This window comes from Streptococcus sp. 27098_8_69, from assembly GCF_041432445.1.
Taxonomy (GTDB): domain Bacteria; phylum Bacillota; class Bacilli; order Lactobacillales; family Streptococcaceae; genus Streptococcus.
The window spans coordinates 22,580-48,114 of sequence record NZ_JAPVZO010000007.1 but is presented as its reverse complement, the minus strand read 5'-3'; the positions used below and the strand labels follow the sequence as shown (position 1 = coordinate 48,114).

The 25,535-nt window shown below is 38.0% G+C and carries 30 protein-coding genes, 1 tRNA gene and 1 pseudogene; 8 read left to right on the top strand and 24 right to left on the bottom strand.

The genetic code is table 11. The features are described 5' to 3' along the window. Nucleotides 1-105 precede the first annotated feature (105 nt). The 14 genes from O3658_RS03815 to O3658_RS03750 form a co-directional block, all read right to left on the bottom strand. Complete coding sequence (locus O3658_RS03815) at nucleotides 106-513, bottom strand: hypothetical protein (protein WP_371559417.1); 408 nt, start codon at nucleotides 511-513, stop codon at nucleotides 106-108. 52 nt (nucleotides 514-565) lie between these two features. After that, nucleotides 566-964 carry a hypothetical protein gene (locus O3658_RS03810; RefSeq protein ID WP_371559415.1) on the bottom strand — a complete coding sequence of 133 codons (399 nt, stop codon included), beginning with the start codon at nucleotides 962-964 and terminating at the stop codon, nucleotides 566-568. Nucleotides 965-1,001: 37 nt separating this feature from the next. Continuing rightward, complete coding sequence (locus tag O3658_RS03805) at nucleotides 1,002-1,520, bottom strand: hypothetical protein (protein ID WP_371559413.1); 519 nt, start codon at nucleotides 1,518-1,520, stop codon at nucleotides 1,002-1,004. Between the two features lie 48 nt (nucleotides 1,521-1,568). Then, entirely contained in the window at nucleotides 1,569-1,937 is a 369-nt protein-coding gene (locus tag O3658_RS03800) for an inorganic diphosphatase (RefSeq protein WP_371559411.1), read from the bottom strand. Nucleotides 1,938-2,024: 87 nt separating this feature from the next. After that, nucleotides 2,025-2,906 carry a class II fructose-bisphosphate aldolase gene (locus O3658_RS03795; protein ID WP_001019005.1) on the bottom strand — a complete coding sequence of 294 codons (882 nt, stop codon included), beginning with the start codon at nucleotides 2,904-2,906 and terminating at the stop codon, nucleotides 2,025-2,027. A 144-nt stretch (nucleotides 2,907-3,050) separates the two neighbouring features. Further along, complete coding sequence (gene vncS, locus O3658_RS03790) at nucleotides 3,051-4,373, bottom strand: sensor histidine kinase VncS (protein ID WP_371559409.1); 1,323 nt, start codon at nucleotides 4,371-4,373, stop codon at nucleotides 3,051-3,053. Next, nucleotides 4,370-5,026, bottom strand: a complete 657-nt coding sequence (gene vncR / locus O3658_RS03785) for a response regulator transcription factor VncR (protein WP_371559408.1) — start codon at nucleotides 5,024-5,026, stop codon at nucleotides 4,370-4,372. Before vncR ends, vncS begins: the two co-directional genes overlap by 4 nt. A gap of 70 nt (nucleotides 5,027-5,096) precedes the next feature. Next, the gene (gene vex3 / locus O3658_RS03780; RefSeq protein WP_371559407.1) at nucleotides 5,097-6,476 is read right to left on the bottom strand and encodes an ABC transporter permease subunit Vex3; all 1,380 of its coding nucleotides are present in this window, start codon (nucleotides 6,474-6,476) and stop codon (nucleotides 5,097-5,099) included. 47 nt (nucleotides 6,477-6,523) lie between these two features. Continuing rightward, complete coding sequence (gene vex2 / locus O3658_RS03775; RefSeq protein WP_371559405.1) at nucleotides 6,524-7,171, bottom strand: ABC transporter ATP-binding subunit Vex2; 648 nt, start codon at nucleotides 7,169-7,171, stop codon at nucleotides 6,524-6,526. 13 nt (nucleotides 7,172-7,184) lie between these two features. Continuing rightward, entirely contained in the window at nucleotides 7,185-8,462 is a 1,278-nt protein-coding gene (locus O3658_RS03770) for an ABC transporter permease (protein ID WP_371559404.1), read from the bottom strand. 133 nt (nucleotides 8,463-8,595) lie between these two features. Then, a tRNA-Leu gene (locus tag O3658_RS03765) sits at nucleotides 8,596-8,681 on the bottom strand. Between the two features lie 81 nt (nucleotides 8,682-8,762). Then, nucleotides 8,763-9,338, bottom strand: coding sequence for a cysteine hydrolase family protein (locus O3658_RS03760; RefSeq protein WP_371559402.1), 576 nt, complete (start codon nucleotides 9,336-9,338; stop codon nucleotides 8,763-8,765). Beyond that, a complete protein-coding gene (codY, locus tag O3658_RS03755) occupies nucleotides 9,338-10,126 on the bottom strand; it encodes a GTP-sensing pleiotropic transcriptional regulator CodY (protein WP_000940720.1) in 789 nt (262 codons plus the stop codon). Before codY ends, O3658_RS03760 begins: the two co-directional genes overlap by 1 nt. 272 nt (nucleotides 10,127-10,398) lie before the next feature. Continuing rightward, nucleotides 10,399-11,976, bottom strand: coding sequence for a DEAD/DEAH box helicase (locus O3658_RS03750; RefSeq protein WP_371559401.1), 1,578 nt, complete (start codon nucleotides 11,974-11,976; stop codon nucleotides 10,399-10,401). Nucleotides 11,977-12,315: 339 nt separating this feature from the next. Here O3658_RS03750 and O3658_RS03745 point away from each other — a divergent pair, with 339 nt between their 5' ends. From O3658_RS03745 to O3658_RS03730, 4 genes are all read left to right on the top strand, one after another. After that, nucleotides 12,316-13,632: an FAD-containing oxidoreductase gene (locus O3658_RS03745; RefSeq protein ID WP_371559399.1), complete on the top strand. Its 1,317-nt coding sequence runs from the start codon at nucleotides 12,316-12,318 to the stop codon at nucleotides 13,630-13,632. An 87-nt stretch (nucleotides 13,633-13,719) separates the two neighbouring features. Continuing rightward, the gene (murT, locus tag O3658_RS03740; RefSeq protein ID WP_371559398.1) at nucleotides 13,720-15,063 is read left to right on the top strand and encodes a lipid II isoglutaminyl synthase subunit MurT; all 1,344 of its coding nucleotides are present in this window, start codon (nucleotides 13,720-13,722) and stop codon (nucleotides 15,061-15,063) included. Then, entirely contained in the window at nucleotides 15,063-15,845 is a 783-nt protein-coding gene (gene gatD / locus O3658_RS03735; protein WP_371559397.1) for a lipid II isoglutaminyl synthase subunit GatD, read from the top strand. The genes murT and gatD overlap by 1 nt, the downstream gene beginning before the upstream one ends. Before the next feature lie 115 nt (nucleotides 15,846-15,960). After that, nucleotides 15,961-17,043 (top strand): M24 family metallopeptidase, encoded by a 1,083-nt coding sequence (locus tag O3658_RS03730; protein WP_371559395.1) that lies wholly within the window; start codon nucleotides 15,961-15,963, stop codon nucleotides 17,041-17,043. Nucleotides 17,044-17,088: 45 nt separating this feature from the next. Here O3658_RS03730 and O3658_RS03725 read toward each other — a convergent pair whose 3' ends face one another. The 10 genes and pseudogenes from O3658_RS03725 to O3658_RS03680 form a co-directional block, all read right to left on the bottom strand. Continuing rightward, on the bottom strand, nucleotides 17,089-17,631 hold the full coding sequence (locus tag O3658_RS03725) for a GNAT family N-acetyltransferase (protein WP_371559393.1): 543 nt from the start codon (nucleotides 17,629-17,631) through the stop codon (nucleotides 17,089-17,091). A 62-nt stretch (nucleotides 17,632-17,693) separates the two neighbouring features. Further along, entirely contained in the window at nucleotides 17,694-17,915 is a 222-nt protein-coding gene (locus O3658_RS03720) for a hypothetical protein (protein WP_371559391.1), read from the bottom strand. 11 nt (nucleotides 17,916-17,926) lie between these two features. Continuing rightward, nucleotides 17,927-18,787 (bottom strand): conserved phage C-terminal domain-containing protein, encoded by an 861-nt coding sequence (locus O3658_RS03715; RefSeq protein ID WP_371559389.1) that lies wholly within the window; start codon nucleotides 18,785-18,787, stop codon nucleotides 17,927-17,929. Continuing rightward, on the bottom strand, nucleotides 18,774-19,055 hold the full coding sequence (locus O3658_RS03710) for an XRE family transcriptional regulator (protein ID WP_371559388.1): 282 nt from the start codon (nucleotides 19,053-19,055) through the stop codon (nucleotides 18,774-18,776). Before O3658_RS03710 ends, O3658_RS03715 begins: the two co-directional genes overlap by 14 nt. A 46-nt stretch (nucleotides 19,056-19,101) precedes the next feature. Further along, nucleotides 19,102-19,359 carry a hypothetical protein gene (locus O3658_RS03705; protein ID WP_045612839.1) on the bottom strand — a complete coding sequence of 86 codons (258 nt, stop codon included), beginning with the start codon at nucleotides 19,357-19,359 and terminating at the stop codon, nucleotides 19,102-19,104. Between the two features lie 32 nt (nucleotides 19,360-19,391). Further along, nucleotides 19,392-19,571 (bottom strand): hypothetical protein, encoded by a 180-nt coding sequence (locus O3658_RS03700; RefSeq protein WP_371559387.1) that lies wholly within the window; start codon nucleotides 19,569-19,571, stop codon nucleotides 19,392-19,394. Beyond that, on the bottom strand, nucleotides 19,564-19,830 hold the full coding sequence (locus O3658_RS03695; RefSeq protein WP_371559385.1) for a hypothetical protein: 267 nt from the start codon (nucleotides 19,828-19,830) through the stop codon (nucleotides 19,564-19,566). The genes O3658_RS03700 and O3658_RS03695 overlap by 8 nt, the downstream gene beginning before the upstream one ends. Nucleotides 19,831-20,166: 336 nt before the next feature. After that, nucleotides 20,167-20,418: pseudogene (locus O3658_RS03690) on the bottom strand (hypothetical protein); the annotation flags it as partial. A gap of 11 nt (nucleotides 20,419-20,429) precedes the next feature. Then, nucleotides 20,430-21,035, bottom strand: a complete 606-nt coding sequence (locus O3658_RS03685) for a Rha family transcriptional regulator (protein ID WP_371559384.1) — start codon at nucleotides 21,033-21,035, stop codon at nucleotides 20,430-20,432. Nucleotides 21,036-21,273: 238 nt separating this feature from the next. After that, on the bottom strand, nucleotides 21,274-21,462 hold the full coding sequence (locus O3658_RS03680; protein WP_004237029.1) for a hypothetical protein: 189 nt from the start codon (nucleotides 21,460-21,462) through the stop codon (nucleotides 21,274-21,276). Nucleotides 21,463-21,632: 170 nt separating this feature from the next. On the opposite strand from O3658_RS03680, the gene O3658_RS03675 reads away from it, so the two are divergent. The 4 genes from O3658_RS03675 (at nucleotide 21,633) to O3658_RS03660 (ending at nucleotide 25,401) form a co-directional block, all read left to right on the top strand. Continuing rightward, entirely contained in the window at nucleotides 21,633-22,178 is a 546-nt protein-coding gene (locus tag O3658_RS03675; protein ID WP_261017462.1) for a helix-turn-helix domain-containing protein, read from the top strand. 5 nt (nucleotides 22,179-22,183) lie between these two features. Further along, a complete protein-coding gene (locus O3658_RS03670; RefSeq protein WP_000505375.1) occupies nucleotides 22,184-22,453 on the top strand; it encodes a DUF4177 domain-containing protein in 270 nt (89 codons plus the stop codon). 186 nt (nucleotides 22,454-22,639) lie between these two features. Then, nucleotides 22,640-23,404, top strand: a complete 765-nt coding sequence (locus O3658_RS03665; RefSeq protein WP_042900397.1) for a type II toxin-antitoxin system PemK/MazF family toxin — start codon at nucleotides 22,640-22,642, stop codon at nucleotides 23,402-23,404. Between the two features lie 830 nt (nucleotides 23,405-24,234). Beyond that, nucleotides 24,235-25,401 carry a tyrosine-type recombinase/integrase gene (locus O3658_RS03660; RefSeq protein WP_371559382.1) on the top strand — a complete coding sequence of 389 codons (1,167 nt, stop codon included), beginning with the start codon at nucleotides 24,235-24,237 and terminating at the stop codon, nucleotides 25,399-25,401. Nucleotides 25,402-25,535 lie beyond the last annotated feature (134 nt).

The following is a 25,535-nucleotide window of genomic DNA, read 5'->3' as shown; positions in this document are numbered from 1 at the left end:
AACACCCTATTATAGTGCAAATATCTAAGGAAAACAAGTGTTAATTAATATCAAAAATTTGAATTCCTAAGAAAGTATAAAAAGGTGATTCATCATCACCTTCCTCTACCAAGTCAAATTTTCGATCATAGTTCTTACTTGTGAATCAAGAGTCTTATCCTTCTTAAGTTCTCCAACCAAAGCCTGAATCTGTGGGACTAGATTTGGATCATTGCCATTACAGCATCGATAAAGCATCCAAATGTTATGTGGGGTAGGTCTTTTACCAACAGCTTCCATCAATAAATCCTCATAGCCTTGATGATAAAATCTCTCCACAAAGTGAACCAAGTAACCTGGAGAACCAAAATCTACTTCTGGATGCTCGGAAATAAATTCTAAAATGGGGGCAACCAAATCAAAGGGTTGATCATAAAGCTCCATAACATCCATAATCTCATCTGCCAACTCAAATTCTTGGTATTCAGTAATTGCATCTTGCAAAGCAACTAAAATCTCATCTCTAGTAAGCATCTGATTCTCCTTTTTCACTTTTCCATATCATATTTGTCTTCGAACTTTTTCTTCACTTATCAAACCTTGTTCGTAAGTAGTTTTCCAACTCTTTTTGGGGTAAAACACTAGGAAGCTCAAACACATACTCATAGCCTTCATCACAAAAGAAAACCTTCTCTTCAGCTGGAAACCATTTCCGAAGCCAGATGATGTAGGAGGCATAATCTTGTAATCTGTTTGTTGAATCAAAGTAATTTATTACAAAAACATCTTTATTGCTACTCAGTGAACTTTCCAAGGTAAGCTGAGGACTTTGATAATCCCAAGAAAGCGAGTAAGCTTTTTCGGGATTAGTTCTTTCTCTAACCATAATACCTGGGAATCTTTCTCTCAAAGCACCACAAAAGGCTTGTAAATCAAGGAATACGGGTTCTTTAGTCTCTACAAAGACAAAATCAGCAGTACTCATCAGTCTCTCCCCTTCTTTTTAAAACTGAAAAGAAACCTTAACCATCAATGGCAAAATTCTTTAGAATTTCAAAGTCTTGCCCCTGATAATCAAAAGAAAAAATATGAATATCATCAAAAGTTTGATTACAGAAAGTAACGGTTTGTCTCTCTGGCTCGATGATGGGTTTACCCAATTTTTCAGTAGCTTCTTCATCTGTCAAATACTCGTAAAATTCTTGTAAATGAGGCAGTATAAATGCAAGAATACGGGAAAGATTTTTATGGTAATTGGCTGCAAGCGACTGAGCTTCCACCTCAAAATTTCCACTTGGTTTTTCTTCCCAAGCTACAAGAACATCATCTACTTCATGTATGTAAGCTTGCAAGGACTGATCGAATATCATGGCTGTGTTTCCTTTCGAAAGTACTGTAACCCTCTCACACCTAAACACCGAAAAACCTATGTTCGCTAGCAATCCAATGCCAACAAGTTTTTCAAATGAACCTAGTGTAGCTAAAACTGCAATTAAAGAGTCATCAATATATGCTCCGGAGGTTTCATGAATTTCAAACAACTTTGCAAATCAGTTAGAATTTCTGCCGTAAGAAAAGATTTTTCATCCTTATTCATAACCTCCCTTACTTGAATCATTATTCTTCTCCACCATTTCAATCCAAGAATCAAAATACTGCTCCATAAAATAGGTCTGCTCTGCAATCAAATCTTTATTAACCTTCTCATCCAAGGGCGCTAAAACCCACTTGTCTTCTATATCATCACGACGTCGAATGATAGCAATCAACTTTCCAGTAAAGACTTCCAGAGGCTGTTGCTGATCATGGGAAACAATATAAACATCTTGCTCTTCGCCATCTCCCCCCATCAGTTCAGGTATGTAGCCATAGTTAATCGGATAGACATTCCCAAAAGAATCTTCAAACCCCACCGGCCGATCAATGACACCACTAAATATTCTCTCTTTGAATTTCATCTTTTCATTGCCTCCGTATGACATTTTTCCTAGATTCATTATGCAAGAAAAATCCCGCCGCAGCGAGATTTTCTATCTATAGCCTAATTAAGCTTTACCTTCTGAACCGAATACGTCGATACGTTCTTCAACTGATGCTTGGATAGCTTTTACACCGTCAGCCAAGAATTTACGTGGGTCGAAGAGTTTTTTCTTGTCGTATTCTGCTTCGTTTGCTTCGTAGTCACGAGCAAATTTACGAGTTGCGTTAGCGAATGCGATTTGGCATTCAGTATTAACGTTAACTTTAGCAACACCAAGTTTGATAGCTGCTTGGATTTGGTCATCAGGAATACCTGATCCACCGTGCAATACGATTGGGAATCCTGGTACAGCTTCAGTCAATTTTTGCAAGTGGTCAAGGTGAAGACCTTTCCAGTTTGCAGGGTAAGGACCGTGGATGTTACCGATACCAGCTGCCAAGAAGTCGATACCAGTTGCAACCATTGCTTTAGCATCTTCGATTGGAGCCAATTCACCATCACCGATGATTCCGTCTTCTTCACCACCGATAGTTCCAACTTCAGCTTCTACTGATACACCATTTGCGTGAGCAAATTCTACAACTTTACGAGCTTTTTCAAGGTTTTCTTCAACTGGAAGGTGTGAACCATCAAACATAACTGAAGTATAACCAACTTGAATACACTCAAGTGCATCTTCATAGTGACCGTGGTCAAGGTGGATAGCTACTGGTACAGTGATACCCATTGATTCAACAAGGTTAGCGATCAAGTTGCGAGCAACTTTGTAACCACCCATGTATTTAGCAGCACCCATTGAAGTTTGGATCAAAACTGGAGCTTTTTTAGCTTCTGCTGCGCGCAAGATAGCTTGAGTCCACTCAAGGTTGTTTGTGTTAAATCCACCAACTGCATAACCGTTGTCACGAGCTGCTTGGACAAATTTTTCTGCTGAAACGATTGCCATTTTATCAGGCCTCCTGTATATTTTTATGGGACATCCCATTTACATTGTTCATTTTATCACTTTTTAGCAAAAAAAGCTAGTTTTTCCCGTAGTTTCGATTGAATTTCTTCTATTTTCAGATATGTAAACCTTTTCCCACTTGGTCTAATCCTTGTTCTGAGGCAGGTTCATGTAAAATGCCAAGTAGTCGTTATATCTTTCGAAACGATAGTCGATTTCTTCATTTTCTAATAAACTTTTAACTACGAAGAGTCCCAATCCAGCTCCCTTACTTTGTCGACTAGAAGCCGTAAAGGATTGTTCAAATTTATCTTGTTCCTCAAGTGTACAACTGTTCTCAATAAATATCCAGCCATCCTTATCACCGATTTTGAGATAGCCACCTTGGATAGAATGCTTCACAGCATTACTGATAAGATTGGAAAGAATCAGCTTTAGTACTGAAGGATTTAGATAAGTTTGCTGGTTAGTCAAATGATTCTCAATAGAGATTTCTCTCTCCTTGGCTAACAAGTCATAATCCTTTAATAGAAGACTTGTCATTTCAAGAAGGTTGATTTCTTCCTTCTTATCTCGTAATTCTTGCACTGAAGAAAGAGATAAGATTTGCTGAACATGGTGACTCAAATCATCCACAATACCCAAAGAAACTCCCAGATAATGGTCACGATCTTTGTAGCGTCCAATATTGGCTTTCATATTCTCCAGAAGAATCTTTAGACTAGCTAGAGGTGTTTTCAGTTCGTGGGAAGCACCTCGCAAGAACTCTACTTTCATCTTTTCTAGCTGAAGGATAGCCTCGTTCTTCTCATGTAAGTCCGCAATAACCGTTAAAAGATGCTGATAGAGGCTATTGATTTGCTCCTTGAGATCCCCAATCTCATCCTTAGAATCCACGCGCAAACGCACTTCCGCATCCAAATCCATCATTCGCCGAGTTACTCGCTTGATTTCCAATATTGGAGCTACAATGCTTCTCGCATAGATATAAGCTATTAGGAGCGAAATCAGAAAGGAAGCCAACAGAGTATAAGGTAGAAATTGCAGGCTGATATCTTCTGCTTCTTTCTGCAAATCCATAGAAGCAATAAACTGTATGGTCAAGGTCTGACCATCCTTAGATTGGACTTCTCTTTCCTCGATGACCAAGGAAGCCGTCTGTCGATCTTTATCAATGGGAAGATTGTCCTTGACTTCTAACTTATCCTGAGTCATTTCACCCTTGATTGCTCCCTTTATATCGCTACTTTGAGAATAAAGTTCAAGGACTTCCTGGATAGTTTGACTATCCTTTCCTTGGAGAGTTTGAGCAATTTCTGTTGCCTTCTGTCCGATGCTTTCCTGACGGTGAGTAAGATAGGTCGAAGGAAAGAGGAAATAAATAGCCAAATGCAAACAAATGACTAAGGTAGAAAATACCGAGAAGGTATAAATAAAAATCTTTTTAAATAAACCAGATCGTCTCATTTTCTCTCCAATTTATAACCAACATTGCGCACGGTAAGAATACAATCTAAATCCAATTTTTTCCGTAATTCCTTGATATAGACATCGATCACTCGGTCAAAAGGAACTTCATCTGTCGTCTTCCAAACAGCATCGATAATCTGCAACCGAGTCAAGGCACGGCCTTCATTTTTGACCAGATAGTCTAAGATTGCTAGCTCTTTTGCATTCACAGGAACATTTTGGCCGGACACTGTGGCACTATAACTGTCAAAATCTACCTTGGTATCCTTGTAGGTAAAGGTACGACCAGTATCATAATAACGTTTAAAGATAGCATCCACCCGAACCTTTAACAAAGATAGGGAAAAAGGCTTTTCCAGATACCCATCTGCTAGAGAAGCAAAGGCACTCATCTTATACTCCTCATCCTGAAAGGCTGTCAACATCAAGACTGGTACTTGACTGCTTTTACGGATTTCTGACAAGACCTCTAAACCATTGAATTTGGGCATTTGAATATCTAAGAGAACCAGGGCCACTTGGTGATTTGAAAATTGTTCCAAGGCTTCAAGGCCATCTGCAGCCTGAATGGTTTCATAGCCACAATCTGTCAAATAATCACTGATTCCCTCACGGATCATGTCTTCATCTTCTACAATTAGAATTTTCATATAAATCCTTTTCTATCAAAAATGCTACCTATATTATATCTCATTTGCAAGAGAATAGGTAGCACGATTCTTATTCACTGTCTATCAAAAGTTCTTTTGGTTGCTTAAAGAGAAGATTGCTTGAAGCAAGCGCCATAACAAGTACTACCAGAACCAATCCAAGAACAAAAACGATAGCAAAGTCTGATGGTTGAATGGAAATATCAAGACTAGAAAGTGTTTTACTAAAGCCGTCAACTTCTGCACCACCACCGAGATTGGAAGCTTGGGCTGCCTTACTTGCCTGTTTAGCCACATCTAATGTGACATTGGCTAGTACTGTATTTCCAATTGCTCGAGCAGTATAGTTGGCTAGGAAGTAGGCTGAAATGAGAGCTGGAATAGCAATCATAACTGCTTCTGTGATAAATTGACCTAAAATACTTGCTTGTTTTAGACCAATTGAAAGGAGAATTCCCACTTCTTTACGACGAGCATTAATCCAAAGTGTCAGTAATAGACCAAGTAGGAGAACTGAGAAGCCTAAACTACCCCAGAAGAGGAGATTAGCCATCTTGTACATGCCTGAGATAGATTGTTCAAGGGCAGGATAGTTAGATGAACTCTTAATCAAGCTATACATCTTCCAGTTGATACCGTTGATAGAGCCTAATTCTTGCATGACAGTATCTAGGTTCTTATCTCCAGCTACAAAGAAGGTAGCATCGCCATAGATAGCTGTATCTTCAGTATAACCATAGAGCTGGGCAGCTGTGTGAATATCTGTGATAGCTGTATTTTCATATAATTCCTGTGAATAAGTAACAGCAGACTTGTTATGCCCATCAAACAATCCTTTGATCGTTACTTCTACTGTTTCCTTGGCTCCTTTTTCATTATCTGCATCGTAGATATTGGAGTTCAGTTTGACCTTGTCGCCAACTTTCCAGCCATGTTTAGCAGCCAAGTCTTTGTGCATGAGAATTTGGTATTTGTCATCGTTTGTTAAATGCTCACCTTCGACTAGTTTGTAAGAGCCTGATACAAATTTATCTTCCTTAGAAGAGTCATTGACACCTGTTATCATCAAGCTACTTCCAAAACGTTGAGCGCGATCTGGCGTTAGATTTTTCTTGGTTTCAGGTGTCTCAATCAATTCGTAGCCTGTTAAATCACCGATAGCATTGATACGTTTGATGTAAGATTCGATGGCCTTATTTTCAGTAATTTTTTTAATATCTTCACCCTTGATATTCCCTGCACCACGTGGAGTTCCTTGGTTGACTCTACGATTGATTTGCATCGAAAAACTATTGGTGATATTTTTAAAGGTTTCCTGAGAAGCCTTGACTGTCGCACCCTTAATAGACAAGCCGACCAAACTCAAACTAGCCATCAAGAGAATGATAAGAAAGATCACAAGCGACTTGAAAAATTTTCTTGTGACATAGGCAAATGCGTTGTGTAACATAAGATTCCTTTCTAGATTTACTTCAGTTTTTAATATGTTTAAAAGTTTTAGTTACTATTTTTTCTTGTTTCAGTCAGCTTTTTATCCTTCAATTCCAGTGTAATATCTGACGCCTGTGCTACTTCCTTGCTGTGGGTCACAACGATCACACACTTGCCTGTTTTCTCAGCAAGAGATTTGAGCAAATCGATGATATCCCCAGCAGTCTTAGGATCCAAGTTTCCTGTTGGTTCATCTGCTAAAATCACTGGTGCTTCCGATACAAGGCTACGAGCAATGGCAACACGTTGTTGCTGCCCTCCTGATAATTGGAGAACATTCCGCTTGATTTGACTTTCATCTAAACCAAGTTCAAGAAGGGTATCCTTGCTAGCTTTTTTATTAACCAAGCGGATATTTTCCAATGGAGAAAGATAATCAATCAAGTTATAGTTTTGGAAAACTAGCGAGATATGGTGCATACGGTGATAAGAATAGCCTTGTTCACGAATATCCTTTCCCTCAAATTTAATAGCACCTTCGACTGGGCTATCAAGTCCTGCTAATAGAGATAAGAGTGTTGACTTCCCAGCTCCTGATTCTCCGATAATACTATAAAACTTGCCAGGTTCAAAATCGTAATTGATTTTATATAATACTGCTTCTGCAGTGTTCTTGTAACGATAAGTAAGATCTTGTAATTGTAGTAAAGTCATGATTTCTCCTTCATTAACTAATAGATGATAAAATTTCCTTAGGTGATTTTCTAAATAAAAAGATAAAACAAAATGCAACTGACAAACAGCTAATTATAAGTAGGAAAATATAAGATTCTCCAAATGATAGAAGACTTGTTGTAAGATTCGTTGCCTTTGCCAGCGTATCTTGTAGTGCAGCTTGGTCACCGCTTGCTAGTACAGTCTTCAAGAGATAGGAAGTAATAGTATTCCCAGCCACAAATGCTGGCAGAATAGCTGCCAATGAAACTAGGATGACTTCCAGGCCAAATTGGCTAAAGATTGCTATTTTTCCTTTACCTAGTGCCAATAAAATACCAACCTCGTAAACTCGCTCTCGTAACCAAAGTGACAAGACCAAGACCAGCGCTCCTACTCCAGCAATCATAATGCCATAAAGGAAAATTTGGAGGAAGGTTTGGAAGGTCGAAACTGAATCCTTGATTTGTTCAAAGGCCTTATTTTCCTTTTCAACTTGGAAACCTTGGTTTTCCAGAGATAACTTTTCAACCTCTTGAAGAATGCCATCCATATCTTTTGGATTTTCAAGATAGAAACGGGCTGCAGTGACTTGATCTTCCTTAGTTCCTAAAAGAGTTTGGCTACTTTCGTAGTCTGTATAGACCGTATTTTCACTAAAGTCTGATGATAGACCGGTAAATTTCTCTTGCTTCTGACCTGAGAAAATACCTACGATTTCATAGTCTAGCCTTTGTCCACTATTTCCTTCTACTGGAACAGGATTTAAGCTAATCTTATCTCCTACTTTTAGGTTGTTTTTCTTGGCTAAATCTTCATGGATTAAGATTTTTTTGCTATCTCCTTTTTCTAAATGCCTTCCTTCTTTAAGGGAAAAGGCAGAGCTAGTAAAGGAGACATTCTTAGAGGAATCTTCTAAAGCTATCAAACTGATAAGATTTTTTTCAGCCTCTGTCACATCTTCCCTTTGGATACTTTGTTCTCCAGTAACGACTTCTTTGTCAGTTAACTTGGCTATTGTATCTAGCTCAGGTGAAATCTTCTCAAGACCCTTTATCTTTTTAAGGTCATCTAGTTGAGACAGTTGAAAAGTCTGATCTGCTTCTATTCTTTTAATCGAAAAAGATGTATTCAGTGAGCGATAGAGATTATTTTCTACTGTTTTGTTGGACTTCATAAGCGTTAAACAAGCCGATATTCCAGCCAATAAGACAAATAGAATCAGGAATAATATGAGACTTCTCAGTCGTTTTCTGCTGACGTAAGCCCATGCTCTTTGAGTGGGATTCATATAGCACCTCCATATTTGTAAAACCATTATAATATTCAAATATGAAATGTTTATGAAATCACAAAAAAAGAGCAAAATCTTTGCCCTTGTTTATATAAAAATAAAGAGCTAGCTGAAGCTAACTCTTTTCCTATGCGGAGAGAGGGACTTGAACCCTCACGACCTAAAGCGGTCACAGGATCCTTAGTCCTGCGCGTCTGCCAATTCCGCCATCCCCGCGTCGATTACTTTACTAGTATATCAACTTTCACAAACTTTGTCAACACTTTTTTCAGATTTTTTTCATTTTTTTTGAATACATTATTCTTTGATTTCATCTAGGTTTTCATCAAGGAGTTTCGCTCCTAATGTATTCTTAAAATGTCCAAGTGCAAACTGGTGATTTTCAGGCCAGATTGATGCGACTGCTGGCTTGACAACTTCTATCTGATACCCAAGATTATAGGCATCGATAGCCGTATGCAATACACAGATATCTGTAAGAACTCCTGTTAAGATGACTGTATCCACGCGACGCTCTCGGAGACGAATATCCAAATCTGTACCAGAAAAAGCCGAATAGTGACGTTTGTCCATCCAGAAAACACGACTATCTTGGGCCTGTTCCTGATAAAATTCAGCTAACTTACCATATAGATTACGCCCGCTAGTCCCAATCAGATTATGTGGGGGAAATAGTTTACTTTCTGGATGAAAGACATCATTTTCCTCATGAGCATCAATGGTAAAGAAAATATAATCTCCACGGTCAAATGCTAATCTAGTCACCTGATTGATCGCTTCTGATATTGCTTGAGCAGGAGCTCCAGCTGTCAATTTTCCATAATCCGCTACAAAATCTTCTGTATAGTCAATCGAAATTAAAGCCTTAGCCATTAATAGTCCCTCTTTTTCACTTCTTCAAAGATATCTGGGATCAAGACCTTAAGATAAGTTCCCTTCATCCCCAGTGAACGACTTTCAATAATTCCTGCTGATTCGAGCTTCCGAAGGGCATTGACAATCACAGAACGCGTAATACCGATACGGTCTGCAATGACTGACGCAGTTAACTGTCCTTCATTGCCATTCAATTCACCCAAAATAGCTGACACTGCTCGTAACTCAGAGTAAGAAAGAGTGTTGACTGCCATCGTTACGGCTGTACGACGACGGATATTTTTCTCGTCTTCTTCACGTTGGAAGTTCAAAAGCTGAATACCAACCACCGTACTAGCAATCTCAACAAGAATCAAATCCTCATCTTCGAATTTCTTGTCATTTCGCCAAATAATCAAAGAACCCAAACGAATCCCAGAAACATGGATTGGAGCAATTGTTGTCAAACCTTCTGAGAAATCAGCTCTACTCTCAACTGGAAAGATGCTTAATTCGTGATCTACAGTCAGATTTGCTTCTGTATCGTAAATCATGTTTGCCCCTTGAATATAGTCCTCAGGAAAAATTTTTGATTGGAAAAATTGCTCTACACGATCATTATTAGTTTTGTAGCGCATGAAATATCCCAAAAGACGTCCCTTACTATTTAGGATACAAGCGTTGCAATCAATAATATCCGCTAATTGGCGTGTGATGGCATTATATGGAAGATCATCTTGTAATTTCTCCTCCGCACGCTTCAGGATAGACGTAATTTTTCTCGTTTTTTCTAATAAATGTGCCATTTTTCACCTCGTATTTAATCGCTTCCATTATATCATAAATTGATCATTATTTCAATAATTATCTGAAAATTGTTTATTGAATTGCAATTCATGACTGTTCGAAAATTTTTACTAGTTTTTTCTAATTTACTTGTTGACAGCTTCCAAAATTTTTGATAATATAATATCACAAGATAACAAATATATAAATCTATTTTCTCGTATTAAACTTTTATTAACTCTCGGTCTCCTTATATATAAAAGCGATCCACCTCAGTGAACCGCTTTTTTTATTATTTATCACCCTTGTTACGGATTACAAAACCAGTTTTCTTCTCACTTGAAGTATTACGTGGTTTTTTATTATCCTTACGGTAACGTTTTTCCTTCTCAAAGCGGTCGTTTTTGCGACTGCCTTTTTTGAAATCATCTCGACGTTCACCACGACGATTGTCGCGACGGCGATCACGATCTCGACGATCCTCACCACGACGTCCTCCATTGCCTTTACCACCGAAGCCATTACCTGATGGTTTAAATGGCAGTGGTTTCTCACGCGCAATTTCAACTTCTGGAAGACTATCTGGATCCTGAACTGTCAAACTTAGAATGTACATTGCCAATTCTTCTGGGCTGAATTCAGCTGCCAATTTACGGGCATCTTTTGCGAATTTATCAAAGTTACCACGAACAGTCTCATCGGCAAAGTCACGTTCAATTTTCTTCAACGCAACATGCTTTTTAGCTTGGAAGGCTTCTTCTGCTGTCGCAGGTTTCAACCCCTTCATGCGTTTCTTGGTCAAGTTTTCGATGATTTGGAGATAACCCATCTCATTTGGTGCTACGAAAGTAATCGATTGACCTGACTTACCAGCACGACCTGTACGACCAATACGGTGAACATAGCTCTCTGGATCTTGTGGAATGTCGTAGTTATAGACATGAGTCACACCTGAGATATCCAAACCACGTGCTGCAACGTCTGTCGCAACTAAAACATCAAGGTTCCCGTTTTTGAAGTCACGAAGGACGCGAAGGCGTTTGTTTTGGTCCAAATCTCCATGAATCCCTTCTGCACGGAAACCACGGATTTTCAGACCACGAGTCAACTCATCTACACGACGTTTTGTACGACCGAAGACAATAGACAACTCAGGCTGTTCAACGTCCATAAGACGAGTCATGGTGTCAAATTTTTCTTGTTCCTTGACACGGATATAGTACTGATCAACTAGTTCAGTTGTCAACTCCTTGGCAGCAATCTTCACATGCTCAGGTTCTTTCATGAACTGAACCCCGATACGCTTGATAGCTTCAGGCATAGTTGCTGAAAAGAGCAAGGTTTGACGATTTTCTGGGACACGTGAGATGATAGCTTCGATGTCCTCAAGGAAGCCCATGTTAAGCATCTCATCTGCTTCGTCAAGGATGAGAGTTTCAATATCTTGCAATTTCAAGGCCTTGCGTTTGATCAAATCTAGGAGACGACCAGGCGTTCCAACTACGATATGAGCTCCTGATTTAAGAGCCTTGATTTGTTTTTCAATACTTGAACCACCATAAACAGAACGGACTTTCACACCCTTGCTACGACCAAAGCGGAAGAGTTCTTCCTGACTTTGAACAGCTAGTTCACGAGTTGGGGCGATGACCAAAGCTTGAATGGTTGCTTCTTCTGTACGAATCTTTTCAAGGGTTGGCAAACCAAAGGCAGCAGTTTTTCCTGTACCTGTTTGAGCTTGTCCGATAACATCTTTCCCTTCAAGAGCCAGAGGAATGGTTTGCTCTTGGATAGGACTTGCTTCTACAAATCCTGCTTTTTCAATTTCTGCCAATAAATCAGCAGAAAGGTTAAATTCATTAAATTTCACGTTACTCTTCTTTCTAAAGATGGTGCGAAGCCATCCTATAGCGCTTAGTTTATACTTTTCTTGTCATGACGTACTTTCATATCTTTTATGAAAGACCGTGTTGCTTCTTTTCCACTAAAGAAAAGTACTGCTTTTTTGCAACTTATCTAGTATAACACAAGAGAGGGTCAAAAGATAGTCTAACCTCCTGATTAAGTCATGTAAACGATTTTTCTATCGATTTGCTTCACTCAAAAAGTATTTGTTAGAGCATTCGGTTCCTGAAATGATTTTCCGTAGCAGATTTGTGCAAAAGTTTTTTTCTTATGCTAGAATGAAGTTCGAACAGGAGGAATAAAAATGTTAACATACGATTTAATTGTAATAGGATTTGGTAAGGCAGGTAAGACACTTGCTGGAAAACTAGCTTCAGCTGGTAAAAAGGTTGCCCTTATCGAACGTAGTAAGGCGATGTACGGCGGTACTTGTATCAATATCGGTTGTATCCCAACTAAAACCTTGTTAGTTGCTGCTGAAAAAGACTTGTCATTTGATGAGGTTATGGCAACAAAGAATACTGTTACTACACGCCTCAATGGTAAAAACTATGCTACTGTCGCAGGTACAGGCGTAGATATCTTTGATGCTGAAGCTCACTTTGTTTCTAATAAAGTCATCGAAATCCAAGCTGGTGACGAAAAACAAGAACTGACTGCTGAAACTATCGTCATCAACACTGGTGCTGTTTCAAACGTATTGCCAATCCCAGGCCTTGCTACAAGCAAGAATGTCTTTGACTCAACAGGTATCCAAAACTTGGACAAATTGCCTGAAAAACTTGGTGTCCTTGGTGGCGGAAATATCGGTCTTGAATTTGCTGGCCTTTACAACAAACTTGGAAGCAAGGTCACAGTCCTAGATGCCTTGGATACTTTCCTGCCTCGTGCAGAACCTTCCATCGCAGCCCTTGCTAAACAATACATGGAAGAAGACGGTATTGAATTGCTTCAAAACATCCGTACTACTGAAATTAAAAACGACGGTGACCAAGTGCTCGTCGTAACTGAAAACGAAACCTATCGTTTCGATGCCCTTCTTTACGCAACAGGACGTAAACCAAATGTGGAGCCACTTCAACTTGGAAACACAGACATTGAGCTAACTGAACGTGGGGCTATCAAAGTCGACAAACACTGCCAAACAAACGTTCCTGGTGTTTTTGCAGTCGGAGATGTCAACGGCGGCCTTCAATTCACTTACATTTCACTTGATGACTTCCGTGTTGTTTACAGCTACCTTGCTGGTGATGGCAGCTACACACTTGAAGACCGTCTCAATGTGCCAAATACCATGTTCATTACACCTGCCCTATCACAAGTTGGTTTGACTGAAAGTCAAGCTGCTGAATTGAAGCTTCCATACGCTGTTAAGGAAATCCCTGTTGCAGCAATGCCTCGTGGTCATGTAAATGGTGACCTTCGTGGTGCCTTCAAAGCTGTTGTCAATACTGAAACTAAAGAAATTCTCGGTGCAACTATCTTCTCTGAAGGTTCTCAAGAAATCATTAATATCATCACTGTTGCAATGGACAACAAAATCCCATACACATACTTCACAAAACAAATCTTCACTCACCCAACCTTGGCTGAGAACTTGAATGACTTGTTTGCGATTTAATTTTAGAAAGCAGTCCGATATCGGGCTGTTTTTTCTTCACTGAAATCTCAAACCTATCTTTTCTAGCTTTTATGATATAATAGAAACATGAAATTAAAAACTACTTTGGGCCTTCTTGCTGGGCGTTCTTCTCACTTTATTTTGAGTCGTCTTGGACGTGGAAGCACGCTGCCTGGAAAACTCGCCCTTCAATTTGATAAAGATATTTTACAACATTTAGCTAAGAACTACGAAATTGTTGTGGTAACTGGTACCAATGGAAAAACCTTGACAACCGCTCTCACTGTCGGTATCCTTAAGGAAATTTATGGTCAAGTTTTAACTAATCCAAGTGGTGCAAACATGATCACTGGGATTACGACTACTTTCTTGACTGCAAAATCTTCAAAAACTGGCAAGAACATCGCTGTCCTTGAAATCGATGAAGCTAGTCTCTCACATATCTGTGACTACATCCAGCCTAGTCTTTTCGTCATCACCAATATTTTCCGCGATCAAATGGACCGCTACGGTGAGATTTATACGACCTACAAGATGATTTTGGACGCTATTCGAAAAGTTCCTACTGCTACTGTTCTGCTGAATGGTGATAGTCCTCTTTTCTACAAGCCTGCAATTCCAAATCCTGTTCAGTATTTTGGCTTTGATACGGAAAAAGGTCCAGCAAAGCTTGCTCACTACAATACTGAAGGTATTCTCTGTCCAGACTGTCAAAGTATTTTGAAATATGAGCTCAACACTTATGCCAATTTGGGAGCTTATATCTGTGAAAACTGTGGATGCAAACGTCCTGACTTGGACTACCGTCTGACAGAATTGGTTGAGTTAACCAACAATCGTTCTCGCTTTGTTATCGACGGACAGGAATACGGTATCCAAATCGGTGGACTTTATAATATCTATAATGCTCTGGCTGCAGTTGCTATTGCCCGTTTCCTTGGAGCTGATTCTCAACTGATCAAACAAGGATTTGATAAGAGCCGTGCTGTTTTTGGACGCCAAGAAACCTTCCATATTGGTGACAAGGAATGTACACTGGTTCTCATCAAGAATCCTGTTGGTGCTACTCAAGCTATTGAAATGATTAAACTAGCTCCTTATCCATTTAGTCTTTCTGTTCTCCTCAACGCCAACTATGCGGACGGTATTGATACCAGCTGGATTTGGGATGCTGATTTTGAGCAAATTACTGATATGGACATTCCAGAAATCAACGCCGGTGGCGTTCGTCATTCTGAAATCGCTCGTCGTCTTCGAGTGACTGGCTATCCAGCTGATAAAATCACTGAAACAAGCAGTCTGGAACAAGTTCTTAAAACGATTGAAGCCCAAGACTGCAAGCACGCTTACATCCTTGCGACTTATACTGCTATGCTGGAATTCCGAGAACTACTAGCCAATCGTCAACTTGTTAGAAAGGAGATGAACTAATGGTTTATACTTCACTTTCCTCAAAAGACGGCAACTATTCTTACCAGCTAAATATCGCCCACCTCTACGGTAACCTCATGAATACCTACGGAGATAATGGGAATATCCTCATGCTCAAGTACGTAGCTGAAAAGCTTGGTGCCCATGTAACAGTTGACATCGTTTCACTTCATGATGATTTCGATGAAAATCACTACGACATCGCCTTTTTCGGTGGCGGGCAAGACTTTGAACAAAGTATCATTGCTGGTGATTTGCCTGCAAAAAAAGAAAGCATTGACAACTTTATCCAAAATGATGGTGTTTTCCTTGCTATCTGCGGTGGCTTCCAACTATTGGGACAATACTATATCGAAGCTTCTGGAAGACGTATCGAAGGCTTGGATGTCATGGGACACTACACACTCAACCAAACCAACAACCGCTTTATTGGTGATATTAAAATTCATAACGAAGAATTCGATGAAACCTACTATGGCTTTGAAAATCACCAAGGCCGTACCTTCCTCTCAGATGACCAAAAACCATTAGGTCAGGTCGTTTACGGAAACGGAAATAATGAAGAGAAAATCGGCGAAGGCGTTCACTATAAAAATGTCTTTGGTTCTTATTTCCACGGGCCTATTTTATCCCGTAATGCAAACTTAGCCTATCGCTTGGTCACTACTGCCCTCAAGAAAAAGTATGGTCAGGACATCGTCCTTCCAGCTTATGAGGATATTCTGAGTCAAGAAATCGCTGAAGAATACAGTGATGTGAAAAGCAAGGCAGAATTCAACTAATCTTTCTATTCCAACATGCTATTAGCTGTTGGAATTTTTTTGTAGTCTTTTCCCCTTCTCTCTTGCATTTTCTACTATTTTTTGCAAAAATAGAGGGGTAGAAAGAAGGTAACATATGTCTAAATTACAACAAATTGTAACATATCTCGAATCTGAAAAGTTAGACGTCGCAGTCGTATCTGACCCCGTCACTATCAATTACCTCACTGGTTTTTACAGTGATCCACACGAACGCCAAATGTTCCTCTTTGTCCTTGCTGACCAGGAACCACTTCTCTTTGTTCCAGCTCTTGAAGTTGAGCGCGCAACTAGCACTGTCTCTTTCCCAGTTGTTGGTTATGTAGACTCTGAAAACCCTTGGAAAAAAATCCAAAACGCCTTGCCACAACTTGATTTCAAACGTGTCGCAGTTGAGTTTGATAACCTCATCTTGACTAAATACCACGGTTTAAAATCTGTCTTTGAAACTGCTGAATTTGAAAACTTGACTCCATTGATCCAGCGTATGCGTTTGATTAAGTCAGCTGACGAAGTGCAAAAGATGATGGTAGCAGGTGTTTATGCAGACAAATCTGTCAAAGTTGGTTTTGATAATATTTCTCTTGACAATACTGAAACTGATATCATTGCGCAAATCGACTTTGCTATGAAACGTGAAGGCTATGAAATGAGTTTTGATACTATGGTTTTGACAGGTGATAACGCTGCAAATCCTCATGGTATTCCTGGAGCCAATAAGGTTGAAAACAATGCCCTTCTCCTCTTTGACCTCGGTGTGATGGTGAATGGTTATGCATCCGATATGACTCGTACAGTCGCTGTTGGTAAACCTGACCAATTCAAGAAAGATATCTACAACTTGACCCTCGAAGCCCAACAAGCTGCCCTTGACTTTATCAAACCTGGTGTCACTGCGCATGAAGTAGACCGTGCTGCCCGTGAAGTTATCGAAAAAGCAGGTTATGGTGAGTACTTCAACCACCGTCTCGGTCATGGTATCGGTATGGACGTCCACGAATTCCCTTCAATCATGGAAGGAAACGACATGATTATTGAAGAAGGTATGTGCTTCTCAGTTGAACCTGGTATCTATATCCCTGGTAAAGTCGGTGTCCGCATCGAAGACTGTGGTGTTGTAACCAAAGATGGTTTTGACCTCTTTACAAGTACCAGCAAAGATTTGCTTTATTTTGATTAAAATCAATTTATAAAAAATAAGATGGAAAAGTGAGACTTTTCCATCTTATTTTTTGATTTGATAATAAATTTTATCAGCTATATAACCTTTTCGTTCAACTGCATTTGGAATCGTCTTCCAAAAAGTCATACCCGCCTTCTCCATAACACGACCAGATGCTGGGTTTAGACTTACATAGCAAGCATCAAGCTCTTCAAATCCAATCTCATCTAGACAGTATGATAAAACTGCCTTCAAGGCTTCTGTCATGATTCCTCGTCCCCAGTAGTCCATCCCTAAGATATATCCAATCTCACAGCTAGAGTTATTTTCATCTACACTGACAAGACTAATATCTCCAATGACATGTGTTGGACTTTCTTTGAGACAAATAGCCCATTTGTAATAATCTGGATCGTCATAGGATTTTACCCAATTGCCTATAGAATTTCGAGTCTGTTCGACATTTAGGTGTGGATCCCAAGTCACATAGGTCAGATTTTCTGAGCGTGAAGCCCAATTATCAAACATGTCTTGAGCATCATCTTCCACAAATCTCCTTAATATCAAACGTTTTGTCTCAATGGTTTGTGTCCCTACTGCTCTCATAATGGTAACTCTCTTTCTATTTTATGGATGGCTTCAAACTTGCATTGACATATCTCAGTCTCCTATTTCAAGTTAAAATATGTTTGTCTAGCAACAAACCTCTGTAATAGGTCTTCCTCTTTTTGTTTAATCTCCCCCTTCACACACTCCGGGCAAAATGGTTGTATTTTCCTTTCTGAACTCCCTACTACAGGTATAGAAATCTCCCAGTAATTTACCTGATGAATATCACAAACTTTATCTGATATTTTTTTGTTATTGAACTCTTTAAATTGTTCCTTCATCTTTGCAACTCCTAAAATGGTAGGTCTGGGAAGTTATCTTCAGACTTCCCTTTTATTGTTTTAGGCTTTTGATTCAAATAACCATCAAACTTAGACCCGAAAAGTGTTTCAGGTCTCAGATATTTAGAAAATTCAGGACTATCCTTCCATTCTGCCGTTTTAATATCTATCACCTGTTTAAAATCTTCAAGTGTATAGCCTTCTTTGAATCGTGCTAGTAAAAGCCTTTTAGTCTTGTCAACAAACTTATATCGCTTATTAGCTACTTGATTCAGATAAGCAATAGGAATCCAAAGTTCTTTATGTTTTGTTTTCTCTAAATCTTTTATAGCTGTTTCTTCAAGCCAAGTAGGAAAAGTGAAGTCGGGATTTCCCGACAATATATTATCTAAATATAAATTATTACTCTTACTATTAACTCTATTCTCTTTCTCTATCTCTGTTGGACATGAGTTGGAAAAAGTCTCTTTACTTTGGACATTCTCCAATTTTGGTATATCTTGACTATTTTTTCTTTGGTCTCGCTTGTATTTTGCCCAGTTTGTTTCACTCTCAACCATGGCTTTTGCTTGTGATAATGTAGCATGGCCATCATCATCGATCTGAATTAGTCCGCATTTTGTAAAATATGCAACTGTCATATTTATATCATCCTCGGACACATCCAATTTTAAGGCTAGCTCCTGTACCAAATTATCAAAATACCCCTCATAGTACAAAATACAATCATCTTCTAAACTTTCCAACATAAGACGGATATAAATCACTGTCATAGTGTAGCCACCAGGCATATTTTTAAGTCGTTTAATAAAAATATTATCAAAAAACTTCTTATCAACTTTTAACCAAAAATATATTTTAGTCTTTGCCATCATCTACCCCCAGAAACTTCAGAATATCCGTAACTTTGTAATAGACTTTTCTAGTATCTTCTAGTGGTGGTTGGTAACGTCTTAGTCCTGCACCTTCCCACTTTTGCAAGGTTTTGTATTTTATATCTAACTCGTCCATGGCTTCCTGTGCTGACATTAAACCAGTTAGTCGTGGTTTAGGTCTTTCTCGGACTGTTAGATAGTTTTCTACTACTGTGCTTATTCTATTTGTTAAATCATGTTCGCTTTCTTTACTCAAACTAAACATATCCTTCCACCCCTTTCAGTGTTAAATTCATTCTATTCCTCATTTTCTAGGCTGGTTTATGGGTTCGGAAGGTTATTTGGTCACTTAATGCCCTAAATAACATATCTTCCTGATCATTTAAAATCATCTCAATAGTTTTACAAACTTTATGTCTTAAGTTTGTATCCGAAAGTTGATTATCTAATACTCCGAAAATTGCTGATAGATTTTCTATGTTCTCTATACGCTTAACTATAAAGGCCTCTATTGTTAAGCCTTGCTCATCTAATTTCTCTTTAGTATATAAATGTACTCTATAAGTCATTTGATATCTCCTTGTTTATTAACACCTGCAAGCTAGATATATCGTCCATAGTCAGGGCTTAAACTCTCACTAGGTCTTTCTCCCAGTTTCCTGTTTTCTCGCTCCAGTTGGGCGCTCTTTTTGATGTCTCTATGGTTTAGGTAAATTAGAAAACCAATCAAAATCACGGTAAAAATAAGCGCCTGTGTATTGCTTAAATCTAGTTCATTCATGTTTTTCCTCCAATTCTCTGATGTACATTTCAATAGCATTAATTAGATTTTTCTTTGTATTAATAAGACAATCATAAGCAAGATTAAAAATAGCGCCCTGTGTGTCGTATTCCAAAGCTAAAAGCATGTTCTTTTCTTTGGTGCTTATGTTTTTACTGAAAAAGTGGAAAGTAGCCCCTAAGGCATTTTCAACGGTATTAAGTCCTAAGGTTAAATCATCTAGTTCATCTAAAATATTTCTCATTGCTTCTTTTGTCATTGTTTTTTCTCCGTTGGCTTTTTAATGATCGTTTACTATCCTGGATAATTTCACCACTCCAAACGCTGGGCATTTGCCCCAAGTTGACGAACGCTTGTAGTGATGTTTCGTGGGTAATCACCCACATTTTCGCTAAACAAGTGCTTAGAATCGCCGTGTCAGCACTTGATTTTCAAAACCTTTTCTAATTGCTTGCCTGCACTTCGGTTTTTCTTTAGGTATTTGATAGAATAGATATTTTTTGTTATAATCAGATCATAGAAAAAATTTCTATACTCTGAATTGTGTCGCTTGCTCGCCTTGGCCAAAATTTGAGCAAGTGATTTTTTTATTTTCTTTTGCATGATTACTACCTGACTTTGGTTTATAAATCAAATCTTTACTATCGATAAGATCTAGAATCCAACTAATTCCCTGTTCTACTGTTTCAAGAAATGCGCCCAGGTCTTCACTGTCCAAGTTCTCGTAGTTCATACAAAGATATTCGGCTAGTTGTCTGTCTTTCTCAACTAGCTTTTTAAAATCCTTGGAATACCTGGGAATTTCTAACCCTTTGGCATTTGTAACTGTCTTAAAATCATTTTCCATTTTCTATACTCCTATACTTTAAAAATTAATTCCTTAATTTCTGAATATCCCCTATTCAAATTAATCATAGCTATTGCCATATCTTCCAAACGTTGATAGTTTGTCAGTTCTGCACTTGTCAAGCCATCAATGCCGTTCTTACTTTCTCGCTCCTTCATGAGTTGCGCTTTATTCTTCCCTGTCACTCCCTTTAGTAGTAAGTTTGTAAGGGTACTATAGGCATGCTTGGGGGCTTTTTCCCATGTTTGAATAGCTTCAGTTAAACTTTTACGCTTTGGCTTTTCCAGTTCCCTTTGAAGATAGCGTTTAGAAAGTTCATCACGCATTTCAAAGAAGGCTTTGACTAGGTTCATTTTGAATTGTCGTACTGGTTCGGTATTCTTTAGATAAGTGATCAGCAAGGTAGCCTGTTGCTCGTTCAAACGATAGATTTTCATCGGTCGCCCTCGTCTATCTAATTTACGGATTTCAAATCCGATTATTCCGTAACTTTCAAAATCCTCTTGATGATTTCTTATTAAACTTTGTACTGTATCGTGCTTTACTTCAGCACATTCGGCGATGATTTCGCTCGTAGTATACGGCTCTTTCTTGCCGTCCATGTAAACCAGTTCCATTGGTTCACTCCTTTCTTCTTTTGTCAGTGCTTGCCACCTAAAACAGTACCAAGGTAAAGCATTAAAATAGGGTAAAATCGGAGAATATGAACCCCTACAAACCCTTGATACTGCTATAGGTAGCAAGCAAATTACACTAGCTAATATTTAGCTAGATCCGTTTATCAATCCCCAGTAGTAAAGCACCACATGAGAAATCTGTAAATGTAGAGTAGTATTGCGATTAGTTTGCTCCTTTCTAATAATCTTTGGCAAGCCATTCCATAACACTAGCATATATTCTTTTGGGCGCTTTATAATCTCCCTTCAAAATTTTAGGAACTGTTCTAGACGCTACACCAATTTCTAGAGCTAGTTCATAATTTTTTAGTTGCAAATCAGCTTTTTTCCTCCTTAATGCTTTCGCCTGTTCTTGTGTGATAAGCATTCTTCTTTCTCCTTTCTCCTTTTTATTCTCATTTCAAGAATAAATTGATTATATAATCTTATTTTGAGAATGTCAAGCGTTTTTGTTCTTTTTTTGAGAATTTTTTGTAGATAATATTTTTTTACTATGATATAATCAATTCAAAAAGTACTTGAATTAGGTGGTATCACATGAAAATTAAACTTAAAGAACTGAGGGAGAAAGAAAAAATATCTTTAAATAAACTCAAAAACATTTTGAAAGAAGAATACGATATAACAGTATCCGATAGTCAACTAATGTACTACGAAAATGAAATTAGAAAACCTAGAGATGAAAATATATGGTCAGCTTTAGCTGATCACTTCGGAGTAAGTGTCGCTTACTTATTAGGGCACGAAGATGAACAAAATATTTTAAAAATAATCCAAAGTAAAGAATTTAAAAAATTACTTAATGATATAGATATTGAAAAAATAAATGAACTTAGTTCAGCGTACAAAAACGTTGAAGAACATATAAATAATCCTGTAAAATATGACAATTTTGTAAAAGGATTGCTTAATCATAGCCAATCGTATATGCTTACAATTGAAGAACTAATAAATGCTGATAAAGAGAAAAATACAAATTTTGCAGATATTTTAATCAACTATATTTCTTTAAATGATTATGATAAAAAAATAACTTTTGATTTAGTTAAAAAACTATCTGAAATAGACAACGAAAAGGAGTAATCCCCATGGGATTTTTTGACACTGTAAAACAAGAAGGAAGTTTTTCCACTGCGTCTGGAGTAAATGGACTACACTACGTTGTCCTTCAGGTAACTTTGAAAGAAAAGTTTTTCGGCACTGGATCAGGAAACCTTACAGAATTAGAAGATGTTATCAATAAACAAGCTTCAAAAGGTTATCGACTTCATACCATCACAACCGCCAATGGTGGAAGCAAAGGACTGGGTGGTGGAGACCGTATCCAGGCCACAATGGTTTTTGAGAAGATTCTATAAAAATCCCCCATATTCGCCAATAGTGCCCATATTTCTAAGGTCTATTGTGCAAAAACAAGGGAAAGTGAAAAATAGAAAGCCAATTTTACAGACTAAAGCGCAAAAAACGGCAAAATTGACAAATAGAGATGACTAATATCTTCTAAACCATCGGCGAAATCGTGGGCATATATAGAGAGAATTAAAATGAACAAAGAAAATCCATATTTTGAACAAACCAAACAAAACTACATAGAAGTTGAAAAACTCTATAAACTTGGTAAAGCAAAGCATACATCTTCTAAATACAGATTTCTTGCACCAGCAGTTAAAAGACAATCTGAACAATTCTTATTTGAAGCCAAGACTCAAAAAAGAAAATATTGGAAATTCAGTCGTGGTTCTCTGGTATTTGTAGAGTTCGGTGTAAATATAGGCGGAGAATTATCAAATAATCATTGGGCTATTGTCTTAGACAAAGTAGATAGTCCCTATAAAAAAACACTTACAGTAATTCCTCTAACATCTAAAAATCAAATAGATACTGTACTCATAGACGAAGTCATTGCGGAATATCCTTCTATTTTGCTTGATGAATATATTGAAAAATTACACAAAGAATTATTTGCCTACCTAAAATATTTGGATTCCAATAATGCAATTACTGAAGCTGCCTTATCGGATGTCTACCAAGCTTATACAGAACAATTTTCAAACGAAATAATTCAACCTAAGATAATAGACGATGATAACCTTAAACGGACACAATCAGAAATAAATGACGTTATTGAATTAACTCAATACTACAAAAAATACATTAAGCGTTCTTATGCCAAGTGTAATAACCTTCAAACAATCAGCAAAGATAGAATTTTAAAGAAAAATAGATTAGATCCAATCGGAAAAATGAAAGTATCTGATAACACATTGGACAAAATTAACGAAAAGTTAAAAGAATTATACCTTTTCTAATCTCTTGACATTTTTTAATAATTATATTACAATACAGCTATTAGGAGTTTAGCTCCATAAAGTTTACATTTGGATTTTAGATCCATAACGTGATAGTAGCCGTATTTGATACGGCTACTTTTCTTTTTATATTCGAGTAAACATAACTTAAAATAAAAAACTCCCCCATATTCGCCAATAGCGCTCCTATTTCTAAGGCCTATTGTGCAAAAACAGGGGAAATTGAAGAATAGAAAGCCGATTTTACAGACTAAGGCTCAAAAAACGGCAAAATTGACAAATAGAGAGGAGAATCACTAGACTACGAAACAACACGGAAGGGACAGTTTTAGGACGAAAAAAGACGAACTTATTCGCTAATTTGTTTACATATAGCTCCAAATGGATTATAATTTATTTAATCTTAATGAATGGTTGCAGTAGCGACCTACCAAAAGGGGCTTTTAACGAAGCTCCTTTTGTGCATTATTTTGAGGTTCAATCAATGAAACCATTTCTAATTGCTTGCCTGCTGATTGACATCTATTAGACTTTAATCTATAATTAAGTTACTTAGAGGTTTACCCTCATATTTTTAAACTTTGAGCCTCAGCGCTCCAGGGAAGTAGCTTAGTTGTTACTTCCTTTTTATTTTCTAAATAAAACTCTTGAAATACTGAGGCTTTTTCAAACCTCATATTAGCCCCATATACACCTTGTTTCCTATTCTGGTACAATTTGCCGTCCGACTGCTTAAAATCGAAAATAAGGGGGTTCTCGTAGCCCCTCGCATGGTATAAACTCAAAATCTTTTCTAATTGCTTGCCTGCTGATGGAAAAGGAGTAAAACCATGAAGATTACAGAGTACAAAAAGAAAGATGGATCAGTAGTTTACCGTTCCAGCGTTTATCTTGGCATCGATACCGTAACGGGTAAGAAAGTCAAGACAACTATTTCAGACAGAACTAAGAATAGACTCAAAAACAAGGCTATCCAAGCCAAGGTAGAGTTTGAAAAAAACGGCTCAACAATTACAAAAGCCGTTAATGTTACCACCTATCAGGAATTGACGGAACTCTGGCTAGAAAATTATTGCCATACAGTCAAACATAGCACCCTTATAGGGGCAAAAAACAACATAAAAAAGTATCTCCTACCAGCCTTTGGAGACTACAAACTGGATAAACTGACGCCCCCAGTCATTCAGCACCAGGTAAACCAGTGGGCAATAGATTACAATCAACTAGGAAAAGGTTATCAGCAATATAACCAACTCCATGCCCTAAATAAACGCATATTATCCTATGCCGTTTCCTTGCAAGTCATTGCTTCAAATCCAGCTAGTGATATCATCGTCCCACGGCGCAAACCCAAAGAAGGGCAAAAACTGAAATATCTGGATGACGACAATTTGAAAAAATTCTTAGATTATCTGGATCAGTTGCCAAACACTTACAAAAATTTCTCTGATACGGTATTATATAAGACACTTCTAGCGACTGGTTTGCGTATTCGTGAGTGTTTAGCATTGAAATGGTCTGATATTGACCTACAAAACGGTAGCATTTCAGTTACCAAGACTTTAAACACCCTCAAGGAAATCACTAGCCCTAAAAGTAAAAGTAGCATTAGAGAAATAGCACTGGATACCAAAACGGTACTCATGCTTCGGCTCTATAAAGCAAGACAATCCCAAATAGGCAGGGAAATAGGGATGACTTTTGAAAAAGTGTTCTCTGATACCTTTGACAATTATAGAGAAGCTGGAGCGCTCAGATTCAGACTAGAAAAGCATTTAAAACTGGCTGGATGTCCTCGTTTAAGTTTCCACGCTTTTCGACACACCCACGCTAGTCTATTGCTTAATGCTGGCCTACCATACAAAGAAATCCAAACACGGCTAGGTCATTCTAAAATTTCAATGACTATGGACATCTATAGCCACCTATCCAAAGACAATAAGAAAAAGGCGACTTCCTTTTATGAAAAAGCCATTGAGAATTTACAAAGTTCCTAAAAAGTTCTTAAAATTCATCATTAAGAGACAAAAAACGGCTATATCAAGGGGTTTCAGCTTTTTCTCACATTTCAAGTTATAAAGCGAAAAAGGTCCTCCGGACCTTCTTCGCTTTTGTATTTTCAGGCTCGGGC